Raw genomic sequence first — 17,062 nt, 5'->3', positions numbered from 1 at the left:
CTCACACGGGACGGGGATCGACGGACCGCGACGCCACGGACCGCCCCCGGCACGTCCGGACGGCGGGCGAACGGACTCCGGTCGCCAGCGCCGCGTTCACGACCGGTCCGCCGGCAGGACGGCGACGCTGTCGACCCGGAGCCCCTCGGTCGTCCCGACCGGGTCGCCGGTCAGGAGGTCGGTCTCGCCCGCCGCGGCGTCGACGGCGACCGTCGCCGGCTCCGCGCCGAAGTTCAGGACGACGACGGTATCGCCCGATTGCTCGCCCCCGGCTGCTCCCGTCGGCGCGTCGACCCGCCGCCGGAACGCGACTACCCGGTCGTCCCACCCCTCCCGAACGTCGTAGTCGACGCGGTCGAGCGCCGCGGCGCTCGACAGCGCGGGCCGCTCGCGCCGGAGCGCGGCCAGCCGGCGGACGTGCTCGCGCAGCGACTCGTCGGCGTGGGCCCAGGCGAGGTCGTCGCGCTTGCCGCGCTGGCCGAACTCCTGGCCCGCGTAGACCAGCGGCGCGCCGGGGAGGGTAAAGAGCGCGCCCAGCGCCGCCTCCGCCGCGGGGCGGCCGCACTCGACGAGGTAGCGCGTCTCGTCGTGGTTCTCGGCGTAGAGCATGAACCCGGCGTGGTCGGGAAAGCCCGACCGGGCGCGGTCCTCGACGGCGTCCAGCACCGCCTCGGCCGGCTCGCCGTTGCCCACCCGCCGGAGCGCGGCGTAGGTCGTCGAGTCGAAGTGGACGTCGAACAGGCCCGCCTGGTAGTCGGGGATGTACGGGATGGTCTCGTCGAGCAGCAGGAAGTCGGCGTCGCGGGCCTTCAACCGGTCGTGGACCTCCCGCCAGAACGAATCGGGGACCGCCCACGCCATGTCGCAGCGGAAGCCGTCGACCAGCGGCGCCCACTCGTCGACCGCGTCGAGGAGATGTCTGCGGACCGGCAGGTGCGAGAAGTCGAAGTTGGCGATCAGCTCCCAGTCGAAGTACGTCTCGGGGTCGCCCGGGCCGCGCCACTCGTACCAGTCGCGATACTCGCTCCCCGGGTCCGACACCGCCGCCTGGTAGTAGGGGTGGGCCCGCGCGGAGTGGTTGCAGACCAGGTCGAACAGCACGCGCATGCCCCGGTCGTGGGCCGCCTCGACCAGCCGCTCGTACCCCTCGCGCGTCCCCAGATCCGCCGCGAGCGCGAAGAAGTCCGTGACGTTGTAGCCGTGGGGCGCGTCGTCGTTCGCCAGCACCGGCGTCAGCCACAGCGTGTCGACGCCCAGCCCCTCGACGTAGTCGAGTCGCTCGCGGATCGCGTCGAAGACCCCGCCCTCCGCCGCGGCGTCGTCTCCCTGCCCGGGGAACGTCCGCACGTAGACCTCGTAGATGACCGCGTCCTCGGCCCACGCCGGCGGGTCGTAGGGGCGGTGGATCTCGACGGCGTCCGCGTCGCCGCTCGCCGGCGCGTCGTCGTCCCCGCGACGGATATCGACCGCGTCGGGGACGCTGTAGCCGTGGCGACCGACGGCGACGGCGTGGACCCTCGCGCGGTCGGCGATGGCGGCGAGCGGAATCGCCAGCTCGCCGCCGGCGATCCGAACGTCCTCGCGGTCGATATCGTCGCGGTCGTCCAGCAGGAACGCCACGTCCAGATCCGCGGCCGTCTCGCTCCCGTCGGGGTGGGGCCGCGGGTCGACCTCGACGACGACGGCCTCCTCGGTGACGGTCGCCGAGAGGGTGAGTCGCGGTCGGCCGCCGCCGTCGGGGTCGGCGGGCGCGTCGTCTCGTTCGTCCGCTCGGCCCGATCCGTCGTCGGCGTCGCCGCTGGCGCCGGCGGCGGCCTCGTCGGCCGTCGTCTCCGTCGCGCCCGACCGAGGGTACGAGGGGGCCTCCGACGCGGGCGCGAGCCCGCCGGGGAACGCGCGGACGGTCAGTTCGTGACGCCCGTCGGGCGCGTCCAGCGCGACGACGTAGTGCCCCGGTTCGTCGGGGTGGAAGTACTCGACCGGCTCGTCTCCCAGCGCCGCCGTCGAGTCCGCGGGCGCGGCCGCGACCGTCCAGGCGTAGGTCGCCGCCGGGTCCGGATCGCGCGGCGCGAGTTCGACCTCGTCGCCGACGGCTACGAACCGCGGCGGTCCCGGGTGGTGCATGCCCCTACCTGCACGCGTCTGTGCCTTCGGGTTTGCGGTGCGCGCGATTCTGTCGACGATGTGTGAACCGCCCCGATCCGGACCGACCGCATTCGACTACGGACGCTGAACGCCCTCGGCCCGCTCGCCCGTTCAGTCCGCCAGGACCGAACCCGCTCCGCACAGCGACCGCAGACGGCCTCGTCCCTCCCCCCCTCTCGCGATGTCTGCGGGCGACGCTCGGGTCGCCCGCATGGCCCGAGGGAGCTCCGGTCCCTCGCTGCTCGCACGCTGCGCTACTCGTCCCTCGCGCGACTACGTCGCGCCACGAGGCCGCGACAGCGCGCGCCGACCGCACCGCTGGCGTCGTCACCACCGTCCCCGCACCCGTCTCGAACGCCGGTTCCGCACCGACGCCAACAGTTAAGTCGCTCTCGGCCCGCGATTGGGGCATGAGCGGGGCGAACGCCGAGGGACCGGTCTCGGTCGATATCGACGTCGAGGACGGGCGGACGACCATCGAGGTGTCGGGCCAGCGCCGGGTGGCGACGGTCGTCCGGTCGGCGTCGGGCGAGCGGATCTATCTGCCGCCCGAACCCTCCGAGGACGACGGCGAGGCGACGCCCTACCGACCGACCGGCGGCGACAACCCCTACGAGGGCATCGCCGACGACAGCCCGTACGGGTCCAGCCGCCGGGCGCCGGCGACGCTCGGGCGGTCGCCGACCGCAGACGGGTTCCGCATCGTCCACCCCGAACCGGTGACGGACGTGCGACTGCTGCGGTGAGTCGAGGTCGGTCGACCGGGGGCGAGCGCTACTCCGCTACGATCTCCTCGTAGAATGCGACGTGTTCGTCGGCGACCGTCTCCCAGGTCCGGGCCTCGTACTCCAGGGGCGTGTCGGCGGCCAGCGCCTCGTCGATGCCGTCGGCGATGGAGTCGGAGTCGGTCTCGACCTCGACGACGCAGTCGTCGGGGAGCACCTCGGCGGCGCCGGACTCGCTGGCGACGACGCGCGTGCCGACAGACAGCGCCTCGACGATCGTGATCCCGAACGGTTCGGCCAGCGACGGCGAGACGAACAGATCCGCGGAGGCGTAGTAGTCGCCCAGCTCCGGCTCGGGGACGTAGCCGACGAACTCGACCTGGTCGCCGAGGCCGAGCAGGTCGACGAACTCCTTCAGCTGGTCGGTGAGGTGGCCCGTGCCGCCGAGGACGAGCGTCGCGTCCGGGCGGCGGAGCTTCGACAGGGCGTAGACGAGGTGGGAGAGCCCCTTCTGGTCGGTGTGGCGACCGACGAAGAAGAGCATCGGGCCGTCGATGTCGAGTTCGGTCTTCAGGTCGCGACCGGTGGGTTCGACCGACGAGAAGCCGTTGTGGATGACGCGGGCGTCGCCGCCGTACTCGTGGACGATGTTCCGGCGGACGAGGTCGCTGACGGCGACCAGGTGGTCCGCGCGGTCGACGATCCGCTGTTCGGTCTCGACCTCGCGGTCGGGCGGCTGGCGGTTCCGGTCGGTCGTCAGCGAGTGGAACGTCGTCACCCACTCGGCGTCGTGAGTCGCCTGGGCGCGCGACCCCGGGCCGTAGCCGAACCAGTCGTGGGTGTGGACGACGTCGGCGTCGGCGGCGTAGTCGACGAACTCGCCGGCGAGGCGGTTGATCCTGGTGCTTACGTCGCCGTCGCCGGTCGGGACGCCGTGGATGTTCTCGCGGCCCTCCGGCGCGTACTCCGCCGGGAGGACGAGTTCGACCTCGACGTCGTCCCGGGCGTCGAACCTGTCGACGAGTTCGCCGACCGCCGTGTCGAGGCCGCCGCTGACGTTCGGCGGGAACCCCCACCCGAGCATGAGAACGCGTGGTACCATCTGACAGCCCCTTCGTAGCACCTCCACTTTACCGGTTCGGCCGCGACACCGCCTGCCGCGTCGACACGTCGGTCTATCGACTGCTTCTCCCGACCGCGAAGTCGGTCACTCGTCGGGCGAGGCGCCGCAGTCGACGCAGACGTACGCGTTGTCCGCCTTCACGACCGGCGAATCGCAGGACGCGCAGTTCAATCGCTCGTTCCGACCCCGACGGGGGTATCGACTCATGTCCAGTTCTACGCCCCAGTGGATAATAAAATTTCACATTGTATAGGATTTATGGACTATTGTGTTCTAATACGTCCTAGTACTGATCCGACAGTCGTGCTACGTACCGTCGGGATCCGGTCGGTAGTTCGCGGGCGACGGGCGGACGCGGGTCCGTCGGGACGACCGAACGGGGCCGGTCGTAGCCGGACGTTTGAAATCGTCGCGGAGTCAAGGCGAGTCCATGCAACAGGAGCGCCGGAGCGGCGTGTTTCTGCACCTCACCTCGCTGCCGGGTCCCCACGGGGTCGGCGACCTCGGTGCGGGGGCGCGGGAGTTCCTCGACTTCCTCGACCGGGCCGACCAGTCGCTGTGGCAGTTCTGCCCGGTCGGCCCGACCTCGGCCGCCTACGGGCACTCGCCGTACGGCTCGTCGTCGGCGTTCGCCGGCAACCCGCTGCTGGTCGACCTGGTCGACCTCGCCGACCGGGGGTATCTCGACGACGCCGACCTCGACGGTCCCGAGGGCGCCGAGGCCGGGAGCGTGAACTACGAAGTCGTCGCGCCGTTCGTGCGCGACCGACTGCGGACGGCCTACGAGCGCTTCGCCGCGGCGGCCTCCGAGGACGAGCGCGCGGACTTCGCGGCGTTCCGCGAGCGCGAGTCGGCGTGGCTGGCCGACTACGCGCTGTACGCGGCGCTGAGCGAGGCCCACGGCGGCGCGGCGTGGACCGACTGGCCCGTCGACCTGGCCCGCCGCGACGCGGACGCGCTGGCGGCCGCCCGCGAGAATCACGCCGAAGCCGTCGAGTACCACGCGTTCGTCCAGTGGGTCTTCGACGCCCAGTGGCGCGAGCTGCGCGCGGCGGCGGCCGACCGAGGAGTCGAACTCGTCGGCGACCTCCCCATCTACGTCGCGCTCGATTCCGCTGACGTGTGGGCCGACCAGGACGCCTTCCAGCTCGACGACGACGGCCGCCCGACGGCCGTCGCGGGCGTCCCGCCGAACCCGGGCGACGACGGCCAGCGCTGGGGGAACCCCGTCTACGACTGGGACCGCCTGCGCGAGACCGATTACGAGTGGTGGCGCCGGCGGCTCTCGCGGCTGCTCGACCTGGTCGACCTGGCCCGCATCGACCACTTCAAAGCGTTCGACGAGTACTGGGCGATCCCCGCCGACGCCGACGACCCCGCCGCCGGCGAGTGGCGGCCCGGTCCGGCCGACGGGTTCTTCGAGGCGATGCGCGCGGACCTGGGCGGGCTCCCGTTCGTCGTCGAGGACCTGGGCTTTCTCGACGAGAGCGTGGTGGCACTGCGGGACCGCCTGGAGTTCCCCGGGATGCGGGTCCCCCACTACGCCGACTGGTGCGCCGAGACCGACCGGTACAAACCTGCGACCTATCCCCGCCAGTCCGTCGGATACACCTCGACCCACGACACCGACACGGCCGTCGGCTGGTACGAGTCGCTGTCCGCCGAGCAGCGCGACTGTCTCCACTACGCGCTGGCGACCGACGGCGAGCGGATCGCCTGGGACCTGATCGAGGCCGTCTGGGACTCCGACGCGGCGCTGGCGCTGACGACTGTCCCCGATCTGCTCGAACTCGGGAGCGAGGCGCGGTTCAACGTCCCCGGCACCGCCGAGGGGAACTGGCGCTGGCGGGTCACCGCCGACCGACTGGACCCCGCGGTGGCCGACGAACTCGCGGGCGTCACCGCGGCGACGCTTCGGTAGCGGACTGCCCTTCGGGCGGACGGCGGCGTCGCTCGGCCGACACGGCGACGCTCAATCGGCGAGCGGTTCCTCGCTCGTGTCCGCACCGGCCGACGCCGCGGTGGCGGCCGCGACCGCGGCGGGCCCGACCGACTCGGCGGTCACGGCGCCCGACCCGTCCACCCGGACCTCGTACCCGCAGTACTCGAACTCGACCGTCGCCGGGACTCGGTCGCCGGCCAGCGGCTCGAACAGACGGTTCAGCGCCTCGGGATCGAGGGTTTCCGACAGCGGCGGGAGGTCGACGGGGTCGACCCGTTCGGCGGCGGCGACGGTTTCGAGCACCGAGAGCACGGTCGTACGGCAGTCGTCTTCCATGGGCGCGTGGATTCTACCGACGGTGATAACGCTGCTTGCGAGTTCACTGCGGCGCCCGATCGGATACGGTCCCGACGCGTGCCCGCTCCGTATCGGCCGCTCCCGAACTGAGTGCCGCCGCTCGCCGTCGCTCGCCGCGCGACGCCGTCGGTACCGGTCGCTCGGGAGGCTATCGACGCGGTCGGAGCGACTCACTGACCGAAGGTACCAACGTGGCCGAAGCTACCGACGGCGCGACACGGGGTCGCCGCTACGGCGCGGTCGTACTCGAAGAGAAATCAGTCGATGTGGCCTTCGTCGCGGAGCTGCTCGGCGTCCTGCTCGGAGTAGCGCCACTCGATGTTTGCCTTCTCGTCCTGCCAGTCCCACGGTTCGACGAGGACCACGTCGCCCTCGCTGATCCAGGTGCGGTACTTCATCCGGCCGGGGATCCGGCCCATGCGGTCGACGCCGTCCTCGCACTGGACGCGCACGTGGTTTCCGCCGTTGTGCTGTGTGACCACCGCGAACAGTTCGTCGTTCGAGGGCATCCGGAGGTTCCGACGCCCGCTGTTGTCGCTCTCGCTCACAGGATCGGTACGGGCCCGGCACGTTTAAATCACCTGAGTATCGCGCTACCACGTCTCACACGCGGCCGACAGCACGGGTCGGACGCCGGGGAGACGACGGTTCAGACCCGCCGGAGGAGGTCGGGGATCCGGCGGAGGTCCCGGACTGAGTACGGGTAGATCGAGAGGTAGTCCCGGACCGTCAGGTCGTACGTCTCGAACCGGCCGACCTGCGCGGACGACAGCGCGTCCATCTTCTCGACGAAGCGCCGCTGCTGGTCGGCGTCGAAGCCGTAGAGCAGGTGACTGACGAGGTTCTGCCGGCGCCAGTGAGTCCCCCGCTCGCGCTTCCAGCGGCGCTCGTAGGCTTCGAGTCGGTCCCGCGAAGTGTCGTCGGCGTCGAGCGCGTCGATGACGGCGTCGGAGGCCATCTTGGCGGATTTCATGCCCGGTCGGATCCCCTCGCCCAGCAGCGGGTTGATGCTCGCGACGGCGTCGCCGACGGCAACTAGCCCATCGGCGACTCGTTGCCCGAGCGAACTGTCGATGTAGGCGCTGCCGGCGTGCGCCTCCCGCCGGCGGTCGACCGTCCACCGATCGTCAGCCGCGAGCCAGCGGTCGATGTACGCGTCGATTGGCACGCCCGGGTCCGTGGCCTCGACCTCGTAGTAGTCGTCGAGCCAGCAGACGCCGGCCTTCAGGACGCCGTCGCCGGCAGGGAACGCCCAGGCGTAGCCCCCCGGCGCGATGTCGTGGTCGAACCGGAAGACCATATCGTCGATCTCATGGGCGCCCTCAACCTCGAATTCCTTCCCGACAGCGCGGGTTGCCCCGCTCGGATCGAACAGCCCCAGATCGTCGACGAGCGCCGCCGCGGGGCCGGTCGCGTCGACAACCACATCGGCCGTCACGCGGTCGGCGCCGCCGCGACACTCGACGCCGGTCACCCGCCCGCCTTCCGTGATCGGCCCGGACACTCTGGTTCCGGTCCGGATTTCGGCGCCGTGTGCGACGGCTTCCTCGCCGAGGAACGAGAGCAGACCCGGGAAATCGAGGACGTATGCGGGAACGGGGACGCGACCGGTCGAGTCGCCCGCCTCGAAGGCCACGCCCTCGGCCTCTCAGGGATATCGAACTGCCGGATCGCCTCGTCGAAGGTGCCCCCGGTGGACTTGTTGTTGTCGGCCAGCGAGTCGTTGGCTTCGAGGACGACGACGGAGTGCTCCGAGCGACTCGCGACCGACCGCGCGAACTGCAAGCCGGCGGGGCCTCCGCCGGCGACGGCGACATCGTACGCTGGCACACCCGCCGGTGAGGGTGGATCCGTCTAATGCGTTCCGAAGTTCCGGCGGGCGAACGGGCCGGAGATACCGGAACGGGATCAGGCGTCGCCTCCGCGATCAGCCGAGTGCCGGGAGGTAGTACTCCAGCAGGAGGAAAAACAGCGGGAAGAGGACGGACCCCGCCAGCCGGACGAATATCTCGATCTGTAGCGGATACAGCCGCACCGTCGCATAGTCGTCGTACTGGTTCCGCAACCGCTGCATCTCCAGCCGGTCGTTTACGTCGCTCACCCCGTCCGCGCTCGATCCGTCGACCCGCTCCTGCAGCGCCAGGTACTCCCGGCGGATCGCTTCGAGCGTCTCCGTTCGCAGCCTCTCACTCCGGCGGTTGATGACGAGTGTGGGGTAGAGGAACGTCGCGAGGATTGTCCCGATATATCCGGCGGTCACAGCCGCCATGACGACGTTCAGCGATCCAGCTCCGGAGATGAGTTGGAAGGCGAGGGGGATGAGCAGGGACGCGGAGGACCACAGCAGCGTCGTCCGGATAGCAAACTCGCCGACAGTACTCAGTCCGCCCAGGCCGTCGGGGTGGAGCGGTTGGATCTCGAACTCGAGACCTGCGACCTCGCGGACGAGAAACAGCGTCGTGACGGTCCCCGAGAAGCCGCCTTCGCCGAGCACGCCGCCGACGTAGGCGCCGTAGGCCAGTGTCGTCCACAGGAACAGACGGCCGTCACCGGTCATCCCTTGGGCCTCGAAGACGCCGGCACCGAAGTAACCGGCGGCGAGGAAGCCCCCACCCCATAATAGTGCCGACAGCAGGTCGAATCCCTCGTAGAACTTGTTGTATCGGACCGCAAGTTCGTCGAGCCGATCGGTGTCGACGACGATTTCCGAGACCGTGTCGAAAAACGAGGGCAGTACCCGCTTGTCGTAGTACCAGATCAGGTACGGGGCGACGTTGGCCCACGCGGTGAACAGTGCAGCGGCCGCCAGAAACCGGACCGACCACTCGCCCCACTGGGTGACGACGTAGAGCGCCGCGAGAACGTCGGGGATCAGGTTGAATTTGACGACGGCAGTGAGCAGTCTGTTGTCGAGCCCGAACGGCAGTCCCCGCTCGACTGCGGCGCTGATCCAGTGGTCCCCGTGGTCGTAGCGGTCCCGCACGTCCGCGTCAATCGATTCGGTCCCCATGTCACCGACCACCTACCGCGGCCAAAGGTTCAACAGGCGACATGTCCACCGCATTTCGAACAGGAGAACTAATTCGTTCCGGTTACAGAGCCGCTCCGGGGTATAGAATCGGCGTCAGAGAGGACAACTGCGGTCACCGCCACGACCGCCCGTCAGTACTCGTCGAGCGGCTGCTGACGTATCTTCGAGCGCAGTTCGGCGACCGAGGGGTCGTCCTCGCCGGAGAACATCGCGAACAGCGTCGTCACCTCCGAGCGGGAGACCTTCACGTCGCCCTCCTCGATGACGTCCTCGGGGCGCTCCTCGAGTTCGCGCAGCGTGCCGACAGCCAGGAGGAAGGGGATCGCCCACGCCGAGAGGGTGTTGCCGCGGATCTCCGGCATGGTCTCGAGCCAGGTCTGGGCGCCGTCGAGGTAGCCCTCGGCGCGGTCGACGACCCGGCGGATGACGGGGACGAACTCCTCGCCGTCCTCCTCGCGGATGTCCTCGGTGTCCAGTTGCTGGTCGTCGAGCAGCTCCTGGGGGATGTAGACGTTGTTCTCCTCCTCGAAGTCGGTGGCAACGTCCTTCGAGACGTTGACCAGCTGGAGGAGCATGGCGAACGAGCGGGCGTTGTTCTGGAGCGTCTCGCCGACGGAGTCGTCGACGTTGCGCGAGAGCAGGCCGGTCACGAGCGTCCCGACGGTCCCGGCGGCGTACCAGCAGTACTCCTCGAGCTCGCCGAACGTCTGCAGGCGCAGCCCGCCCTGTTCGGCGTAGCGCTCGACGAACATCGCCATGCCGCTGACGAGTTCGCGCACCGGCGGTCGGATCGCGGCCCGCGAGTCCTCGTCGAGGCCCTCGAACGCGCGGAACACCCGCGGCGACTGGGCGACGACCTCCCAGTCGTCGTTCGGACTCTCGGGGATCCACTCGTCGACGGCGGCCCTGAACTCCGCAATCGTGGCGTCGTCGTCGGGGTCGAGCACCCGGTTGTACAGGTCGAGTAGCGTTCGCTGCTCGGCCGGCGGGATGTGCCCGGCGTCCTCGACGGTATCCGCGATCCGACAGAGGAGGTAGCCGACACAGATGTCGCGCGACATCGGCTCGTCGAGCTCCGCGACCGTCAACGCGAACGTGCGCGATACCTCCTGGACGGCGTCGTAACAGTAGTCGAGGTCGTCCTGAAACATCTGTTCGGTCTGGTTCCGTGACATTCCCGATACACCCCCTTAGCATTCCACAAGTAAAAAGTTCGCCTACTGTTCGCCCGAACGGGTCCGGGGGTTCGCGCCGCACCGCCGCCGGAGCCCCCCGCTTCGCGTGAGTCCAACCGGCGCTTACTCATTCGATATATGTCACTTTCGGACGGGCGGCCCCGGCTGGGAGCTGTCCGGCGGGGTCTGGGAAGGCGAACCACGGGAGAGAAAGGCTTTTTCGGACGTGCTCCAAGGCCCGGATATGGGTCGTGCGGGGACACGCTTTCGACGGCAGTTGCGAGCGAACAGCCCGTGGCTCGTCATGGCCGCGGTGGTCTACGCGGTGCTGTTCGGCGCCGGGCTGGCCGTGATGGCCGCGTACTACGACGCGGACCTGGTCGCGGCGGTCACGGGCTCGGTCGGCGGCTGGCTCTTTCTGGCCTCGGTCGGCGGGCTCGCGGCGTTCGGTGTCGAGCGGGTCCGGGAGTACTTCCGGCCGAACTTCGAGCCCGGTCACCCCCGCGACGAGTACCTCGCCTCGACCGCGCGCTGGTTCGAGGACGAGGACTGAGCCGGCGGCGGCCGCGACGGGTTCCACGACCGACCGCCGACCGGTCGGCGAACGGCAACCGGTCGGCGGGCCGGTCACCGACCGACGGTGTCGCTGTCGGAGGGGCCCGGCCCGCCGAGGTCGGCGACGAACTCGTCGAGAGCGGCGGGGTCGTCGGCACCGGGCAGTCCCGTCTCCGCGGTGCGACAGGGCTCGTCGACGCCGAGTCGCTCGCAGACCGCGTCGGCGGTCGCCTCGGCCATCGACCGGTAGGTGGTCAGCTTCCCGCCGACGACCGACAGGAAGTTCCCGACGCCCTCGTCGGCGCCGTCGAGCAGGAAGAAGCCCCGCGAGATGCCCCGGCCGCCGCGGTCGGCCTCGTCGGGCTCGTACAGCGGGCGGACGCCCCACCACTCGCGGACGTGGGTGGCGTCGGAAAGCGCCGGACACATCGCGGCGCACGCCTCGCGCACCCGCTCGCGTTCCCAGTCGGCCCGCTCGTAGTCGTCGGGGTCGTCGACCGCGACACTCGTGGTCCCGAGCACCGCCTCACGCTCGTGGGGCACGACGATGTCGCCGTCGCCCGGCTCGCGGCTCCTGTTGAGGACCGTCCCGAGGCCGGGGTAGTCGACCGACACCATCAGCCCGCGGGTCGGCCGCATCTCCACGCTGACCCCGGCCATCGCGGCGAGTTCGCCGGCCCACGCACCCGTCGCGTTGACGACGACTTCCGGACGGACCGTCTCGTCGAGCGCGCCGCCCACCGCGACGCCGGTCACCTCGCCGTCGTCGACCCGGATCCCCTCGACGGGCGAGCCGTAGTGGACGGCGGCGCCGCGGTCGGCCGCGTCCCGGGCGTTGGCGGCGACGAGCCGCGAGGGCGAGACGACGGCGTCGGGGACGCGCATCGCTCGCTCGACGCCCTCGGAGAGTTCGGGGACGGCCGCCCGCGCCTCGTCGCCGTCGACCACCTCGACGGGGATCCCGATCGCCTCACAGGCGTCGCGCTTGGCGTCGAAGTAGTCGGGGTCGTCCTCGGCGAGCTGGACGAACAGGCCACCGGTGTCCGCGACGGCCGCGCCCGCGATGTCTCTGAGCGTTCGGTTCTCCGCGATGCACTCCTCGGCGCCGACCTCGTCGGCCTCGGCGTACCGGGCGCCGCTGTGGAGCAGTCCGTGCGAGCGGCCGCTGGTCCCGTCGGCGAGGCCGCCGCGGTCGACGAGCGTCACGTCACAGCCGCGCAGCGCGAGGTCGCGTGCCACTCCGGCGCCGGTCGCCCCGCCGCCGATCACGAGGGCCGTGGTATCGATCGCCATACCGGTCTCTGGGGTCGGAGACGGATGTGAGTGCCGACGGACGCGGTGATCGAGTCATCGCCCGGTCTCGCGACGGTCCCGGGACACCCTCGCGACCCCGCGAAACCGCGTCGCGTGGGGAACAGTGATTACGGCGGCGGACGGAGGTCCGCCAACAGTCGATGACTCGGTACAACCACGCCAGGGTGCAGGAGTATTGGCAGTACGTCTGGGACGCCGAAGGCGTCTACGAGGTGCCCGACGACGCCGCCGACCCGACGTACGTCCTCGGGATGTTCCCCTACACCTCCGGCACGCTCCACATGGGTCACGTCCGCAACTACGCGATCACCGACGCGTACGCCCGCTACCGCTCGCTACGGGGCGACGAGGTGCTCCAGCCGATGGGGTGGGACGCGTTCGGCCTCCCCGCGGAGAACGCGGCCTACGAGCGCGACACGGACCCCGAGTCGTGGACCCGCTCGTGTATCGAGCAGATGCGCGAGGAGCTGGAGACGATGGGCTTCGGCTACGACTGGTCGCGGGAGGTCACCACCTGCGACCCCGAGTACTACCGCTGGAACCAGTACCTCTTCAAGCGGTTCCACGAGGAGGATCTGGTCGAGTACACCGGCGCTCGCGTCAACTGGTGCCCGGACTGCGAGACGGTGCTGGCCGACGCGCAGGTCGAGCGCCCCGACGACGCCGAGGCCGAAGCGAGCGCCGTCGACCACGCCCACGCCGCGGGGGTCTGCTGGCGTTGCGAGACGCCAGTCGAACGGCGCGAACTCGACCAGTGGTTCTTCACGATCACCGACTACGCCGAGGAGCTCGACGCCGGCCTCGACGACCTGGAGGGGTGGCCCGACAGCGTCCGCGACATCCAGCGCAACTGGATCGGTCGCCAGGAGGGCGCCCACGTCACCTTCGATATCGCGGGTGACGCTCTCGACGGGGACGGCGAGTCGGCGGGCGCCGAGGGCGTCGACGTGTTCACCACCCGCCTCGATACCGTCCACGGCGCCACCTTCGTCGCGCTCTCGCCGGGCCACGACCTCGCGCGTGCGGTCGCCGAGACCGACGACGCGGTGGCCGACTACGTCGAGGACGTGACGAGCGCGGGCGCCGACGCCGGCGGAACGTCGGGCGTCGAGACGGACCTGACCGCCACGCATCCGATCACCGGCGAGGAGCTCCCGGTCTACGTCGCGGCGTACGTCCTCGACGACGTGGGGACGGGCGCCGTGATGGGCGTGCCCGCGCACAACGAGCGCGACCACGCCTTCGCCGACGCTCACGACCTCCCGGTCGAACAGGCCGTCGAACCGGTCGACGGCAGCGGGACCGACCTGCCCGACGCGCCCTACACCGACGACGGCATGCTGACCGACAGCGGCGAGTACGACGGACTGGCGAGTTCGGCCGCCCGCGAACGCCTGCTCGGTGCCGACGGCGTCGAGTCGGCCGTCGAGTACCGACTGCGCGACTGGCTCATCTCCCGCCAGCGCTACTGGGGCACGCCTATCCCGATGATCCACTGCGAGGACTGCGGCCGCGTCCCCGTCCCCGACGAGGACCTGCCCGTCGAACTCCCGCCGTACGTCCGCACCGCTGGCAACCCCCTCGAAGAGAGCGAGGAGTGGAAGGCCGTCGAGTGCCCCGACTGCGGCGGCCCCGCCGAGCGGGAGACGGACACGATGGACACCTTCGTCGACTCGTCGTGGTACTTCCTGCGGTTCTGCTCGCCCGACCTCGGCGACGCCCCCTTCGACACCGACCGCGCCGACGACTGGCTCCCGGTCGACGTGTACGTCGGCGGCGAGGAACACGCCATCCTCCACCTGCTGTACATCCGCTTTTTCACCCGCGCGCTGGCGGATCTGGGACTGCTCGACACGCGCGAACCCGTCGAGCGGCTGATCAACCAGGGCACGGTGCTGTACGACGGCGAGAAGATGTCCTCCTCGAAGGGCAACGCCATCGCGCCCCACGAGTACGGCGCCGAGACGACCCGGCTGTTCCTGCTGTCTGCGGCCCACCCCGCACAGGACTTCGAGTGGACCGTCAAGTCCGTCGGCGACGTGTACGACTTCCAGCAGCGGCTGTACTCGATGGTCGCCGACCGCGACGACGTGGCGACCCGCGAGGAGGCGGCGCCCCAGGACGCCTACCTCGAACGCGAGATCGACCGGACGGTCACGGCCGTCGCCGAGGAGTACGAGCGCTTTCGCTTCCACCGCGTCGTCAGCGAGACCCAGCGGTTCGCTCGCCTGCTGCGGCGCTACGCCGAGTACGGGCCGGTCGACGAGGGGACGTACGAGCGGGGCCTCCGCGCGCTGACGCGGTTCGTCGCGCCGATGGCCCCCTACCTCGGCGAGGAGATGTGGAACCTGCTCGACACCGACGGGATGGTCGTCGAGGCCGAGTGGCCCGCCGTCGATGACGCGGTCGAGGACTACGAGCTGGAGCGGCGGCTCGTCGACCGGACGCTCGACGACGTGCGCGACATCACCGAGGTCGTCGCCATCGACGACCCCGGGACCATCGAGATCGTCGCCGCCGAGGGGTGGAAGTACCGCGCCTACGAGCACGTCCGAGCGGCCGACCCGGGCGACGCGGTCGTCGGGTCGGCGCTGGACGACGACGCCGTCGGCGAGCAGGGCGACCGGGCCGCCGAGTACCTCGGGGAGCTGGCCGACCGCGCCGGCGCGCTCGAACCCGTCCTCGACGCCGAGCGCGAGCTGGCCGTGCTGGAGGCCGCGAGCTGGCTGTTCGCCGACGAGTTCGGCGCCGATATCGAGGTGCGCCGCGCGAGCCCCGACGACGACCTCGCCGGGAAGGCCGAGCCCGGAAAGCCCGCGATCCACATCGACTGAGATGCCTGCCGGGAGGACCGACTGACCGTGGCGCCGTCCCGTCGAGCCGTCCTCGCCGGGTCCGCCGCGTCGGTCGCGGCGCTGGCCGGGTTCGGCGGAGTCGCCCGGCGGCGGACGCGTCGCCGGACGCCCGCGACGGTCCGCGGCGACGCCGACGCCTGGCTCGGGTTCGTCGGCGACGCGATGCTGGGCCGGAGCGTCGACGAGCGCTGGGCGGGCAGCGAGTCCGAGAGCGCGGCCCGCGACCCCGCCGGCGTCTGGGGGTCGACACTCCCCGCGCTGCGCGGCCTCGACGGACTCTTCCTGAACCTCGAGTGCAGCGTGTCGACGCGCGGCGAGCGGACCCCGAACCGGGGCTACTACTTCCGGGCCGACCCCGCGTGGACGCTCCCGGCGCTGGACGCGGCGGGCGCGTCGTTCGCGGCGCTGGCGAACAACCACTTGCTCGACTTCGGCCCGACCGCGCTCGCCGACACGGTCGCCCACCTCGAACGCGCGGGGATCGCGACGGCGGGCGCCGGTCGCGACCGCGCTGCGGCGTTCGAGCCGACCGTCGCGTCGGCGGGCGGCCTGGACGTGGGCGTGATCGCGCTGACCGACCAGTCGCGGTCCTACCGCGCCGGCCCCGACAGCGCGGGGACCGCGTGGATCCGACTGGACCCCGAGCGGTCGGGCGCGGGGAATCGAGTCGACTCCGCGCTCGAAGCCGTCTACCGCCGTGACCCCGACCTCGTCGTGGCGTCGCTGCACTGGGGTCCAAACTGGGAGGTGCGCCCGTCGGCGGCCCAGCGCCGGTTCGCCCGGTGGCTGGTCGACCGCGGCGTCGACGTGGTCCACGGCCACAGCGCCCACGTCCCCCAGGGGATCGAGGTGTACCGCGGGCGACCGATCTGCTACGATCTGGGCGACTACGTGGACGACTACGTCGTCAAGGAGGACCTGCACAACGACCGGAGCGTCCGCGTCGAACTCGCCGTCGAGGACGGGCGGCTCGACCGCCTGCGGGTCGTCCCGGTCGAGATCGCCGACGAGCGGGTCCGCGAGGCCACCGGCGACGTGGCCGCGTGGGTCCGCGAGCGCGTCCGGACGCTCTCGGCGGAGTTCGGGACGACCGTCGAACGCGAGGGTCGAGGGCTGTCGATCCCGCTGGCGAACGGCTAACCGGGCGGCTCGACCGCCGGTGGAGGTAGTGTTCAGATAAGCCGATTCCATGCGAAAGCGAATGATCTGAGCCAGTCGGCGGCAGTTTCTGGATCGACGTGACTGAAGCAGTTTGAGAACGAAGAGGTACGGCGTTTTATTTCACGAAAGACACGTTCGACACTGTTACGATTTCCGTGGCGTTCGTATCTGAAATCGAGGCCGTGTCGGTGACAGGCTTCTTTCAGTGGGGTAGCGCCATCGACGAGAAACACGGCGTCGTCGACGTCGTGTTTCTGGCGAATCTCACCGAAGAACCGTTCTGCGAGAGCGTTTGTTCTCGTTGTTTCAAGCCGCGTATGGAGTAATTCGTTCGATTCGGGATCGACCGCTGCGTACAGCCAGTATTGCTGGTCGTCGATCTGGATCACGGTTTCGTCGACCGCAACGTGATCCGGTGAGCGACCAGTCTCCGGCTGTAGATCGGCCTTGTGAACCCAATTATGAACGGTGGAGCGTGCCCGGTCGACACCGAATACTTCAATAAACAAAACAGTATTTGAAAGCGAAAGTCCAGCAAGATGCAGCTGAATACTGAGCTTCATCAGCAGCTTCGGTGTCGCCTCGCGTTCAACAAACTCTAAGTCAATCTCGTCCAAACATCCACCGAGGCGGTCGTTTTCGGGCATAGATCACTTTGAAAACGTACCGCCTCACTCTT

The 17,062-nt window shown here is 70.2% G+C and carries 16 protein-coding genes; 6 read left to right on the top strand and 10 right to left on the bottom strand.

The genetic code is table 11. The features are described 5' to 3' along the window. Window positions 1-96 precede the first annotated feature (96 nt). Window positions 97-2,124, bottom strand: a complete 2,028-nt coding sequence (gene malA, locus HZS55_RS18135; protein ID WP_179908969.1) for an alpha-amylase MalA — start codon at window positions 2,122-2,124, stop codon at window positions 97-99. A 431-nt stretch (window positions 2,125-2,555) separates the two neighbouring features. Here malA and HZS55_RS18130 point away from each other — a divergent pair, with 431 nt between their 5' ends. Next, complete coding sequence (locus HZS55_RS18130; RefSeq protein WP_179908968.1) at window positions 2,556-2,891, top strand: DUF7510 family protein; 336 nt, start codon at window positions 2,556-2,558, stop codon at window positions 2,889-2,891. A gap of 28 nt (window positions 2,892-2,919) precedes the next feature. Here HZS55_RS18130 and HZS55_RS18125 read toward each other — a convergent pair whose 3' ends face one another. Both HZS55_RS18125 and HZS55_RS22880 read right to left on the bottom strand, forming a co-directional pair. After that, window positions 2,920-3,972 carry a glycosyltransferase family 4 protein gene (locus tag HZS55_RS18125; RefSeq protein ID WP_179908967.1) on the bottom strand — a complete coding sequence of 351 codons (1,053 nt, stop codon included), beginning with the start codon at window positions 3,970-3,972 and terminating at the stop codon, window positions 2,920-2,922. 105 nt (window positions 3,973-4,077) lie between these two features. Further along, the gene (locus HZS55_RS22880; RefSeq protein ID WP_281372745.1) at window positions 4,078-4,200 is read right to left on the bottom strand and encodes a hypothetical protein; all 123 of its coding nucleotides are present in this window, start codon (window positions 4,198-4,200) and stop codon (window positions 4,078-4,080) included. Window positions 4,201-4,423: 223 nt separating this feature from the next. Between HZS55_RS22880 and malQ the strand changes: the two genes are divergently transcribed. Further along, window positions 4,424-5,914: a 4-alpha-glucanotransferase gene (gene malQ, locus HZS55_RS18120; protein ID WP_179908966.1), complete on the top strand. Its 1,491-nt coding sequence runs from the start codon at window positions 4,424-4,426 to the stop codon at window positions 5,912-5,914. Window positions 5,915-5,965: 51 nt separating this feature from the next. On the opposite strand, the gene HZS55_RS18115 is transcribed toward malQ, so the two are convergent. The 3 genes from HZS55_RS18115 to HZS55_RS18105 form a co-directional block, all read right to left on the bottom strand. Next, complete coding sequence (locus tag HZS55_RS18115) at window positions 5,966-6,271, bottom strand: HalOD1 output domain-containing protein (protein ID WP_179908965.1); 306 nt, start codon at window positions 6,269-6,271, stop codon at window positions 5,966-5,968. A gap of 278 nt (window positions 6,272-6,549) precedes the next feature. Further along, window positions 6,550-6,840 carry a translation initiation factor eIF-1A gene (gene eif1A / locus HZS55_RS18110; RefSeq protein ID WP_006883989.1) on the bottom strand — a complete coding sequence of 97 codons (291 nt, stop codon included), beginning with the start codon at window positions 6,838-6,840 and terminating at the stop codon, window positions 6,550-6,552. Between the two features lie 101 nt (window positions 6,841-6,941). Next, window positions 6,942-7,928, bottom strand: a complete 987-nt coding sequence (locus HZS55_RS18105) for an NAD(P)/FAD-dependent oxidoreductase (RefSeq protein ID WP_343063128.1) — start codon at window positions 7,926-7,928, stop codon at window positions 6,942-6,944. Here HZS55_RS18105 and HZS55_RS22945 point away from each other — a divergent pair. Then, window positions 7,824-8,150: a hypothetical protein gene (locus tag HZS55_RS22945; protein WP_343063160.1), complete on the top strand. Its 327-nt coding sequence runs from the start codon at window positions 7,824-7,826 to the stop codon at window positions 8,148-8,150. The two genes, HZS55_RS18105 and HZS55_RS22945, sit on opposite strands and share 105 nt — an antisense overlap. A gap of 69 nt (window positions 8,151-8,219) precedes the next feature. On the opposite strand, the gene HZS55_RS18100 is transcribed toward HZS55_RS22945, so the two are convergent. Then, window positions 8,220-9,302, bottom strand: coding sequence for a hypothetical protein (locus tag HZS55_RS18100; protein WP_179908964.1), 1,083 nt, complete (start codon window positions 9,300-9,302; stop codon window positions 8,220-8,222). 152 nt (window positions 9,303-9,454) lie between these two features. Continuing rightward, window positions 9,455-10,498: a phytoene/squalene synthase family protein gene (locus tag HZS55_RS18095; RefSeq protein WP_179908963.1), complete on the bottom strand. Its 1,044-nt coding sequence runs from the start codon at window positions 10,496-10,498 to the stop codon at window positions 9,455-9,457. A gap of 244 nt (window positions 10,499-10,742) precedes the next feature. On the opposite strand from HZS55_RS18095, the gene HZS55_RS18090 reads away from it, so the two are divergent. Further along, window positions 10,743-11,051 carry a hypothetical protein gene (locus tag HZS55_RS18090; protein ID WP_179908962.1) on the top strand — a complete coding sequence of 103 codons (309 nt, stop codon included), beginning with the start codon at window positions 10,743-10,745 and terminating at the stop codon, window positions 11,049-11,051. A 74-nt stretch (window positions 11,052-11,125) separates the two neighbouring features. Here HZS55_RS18090 and HZS55_RS18085 read toward each other — a convergent pair whose 3' ends face one another. Beyond that, window positions 11,126-12,346, bottom strand: coding sequence for an FAD-dependent oxidoreductase (locus HZS55_RS18085; protein ID WP_179908961.1), 1,221 nt, complete (start codon window positions 12,344-12,346; stop codon window positions 11,126-11,128). 161 nt (window positions 12,347-12,507) lie between these two features. On the opposite strand from HZS55_RS18085, the gene leuS reads away from it, so the two are divergent. Next, entirely contained in the window at window positions 12,508-15,201 is a 2,694-nt protein-coding gene (leuS, locus tag HZS55_RS18080; protein WP_179908960.1) for a leucine--tRNA ligase, read from the top strand. A 27-nt stretch (window positions 15,202-15,228) separates the two neighbouring features. After that, entirely contained in the window at window positions 15,229-16,362 is a 1,134-nt protein-coding gene (locus HZS55_RS18075; protein ID WP_179908959.1) for a CapA family protein, read from the top strand. Window positions 16,363-16,394: 32 nt separating this feature from the next. Here HZS55_RS18075 and HZS55_RS18070 read toward each other — a convergent pair whose 3' ends face one another. Continuing rightward, window positions 16,395-17,030 carry an IS6 family transposase gene (locus HZS55_RS18070; protein WP_179908958.1) on the bottom strand — a complete coding sequence of 212 codons (636 nt, stop codon included), beginning with the start codon at window positions 17,028-17,030 and terminating at the stop codon, window positions 16,395-16,397. Between the last annotated feature and the right edge of the window lie 32 nt (window positions 17,031-17,062).

Origin of the sequence: Halosimplex rubrum (genome assembly GCF_013415885.1) — an archaeon.
Classification (GTDB): Archaea; Halobacteriota; Halobacteria; order Halobacteriales; family Haloarculaceae; genus Halosimplex; species Halosimplex rubrum.
Note: the sequence above shows the minus strand (reverse complement) of the source record. Positions and strands in the feature narration are given on the sequence as shown.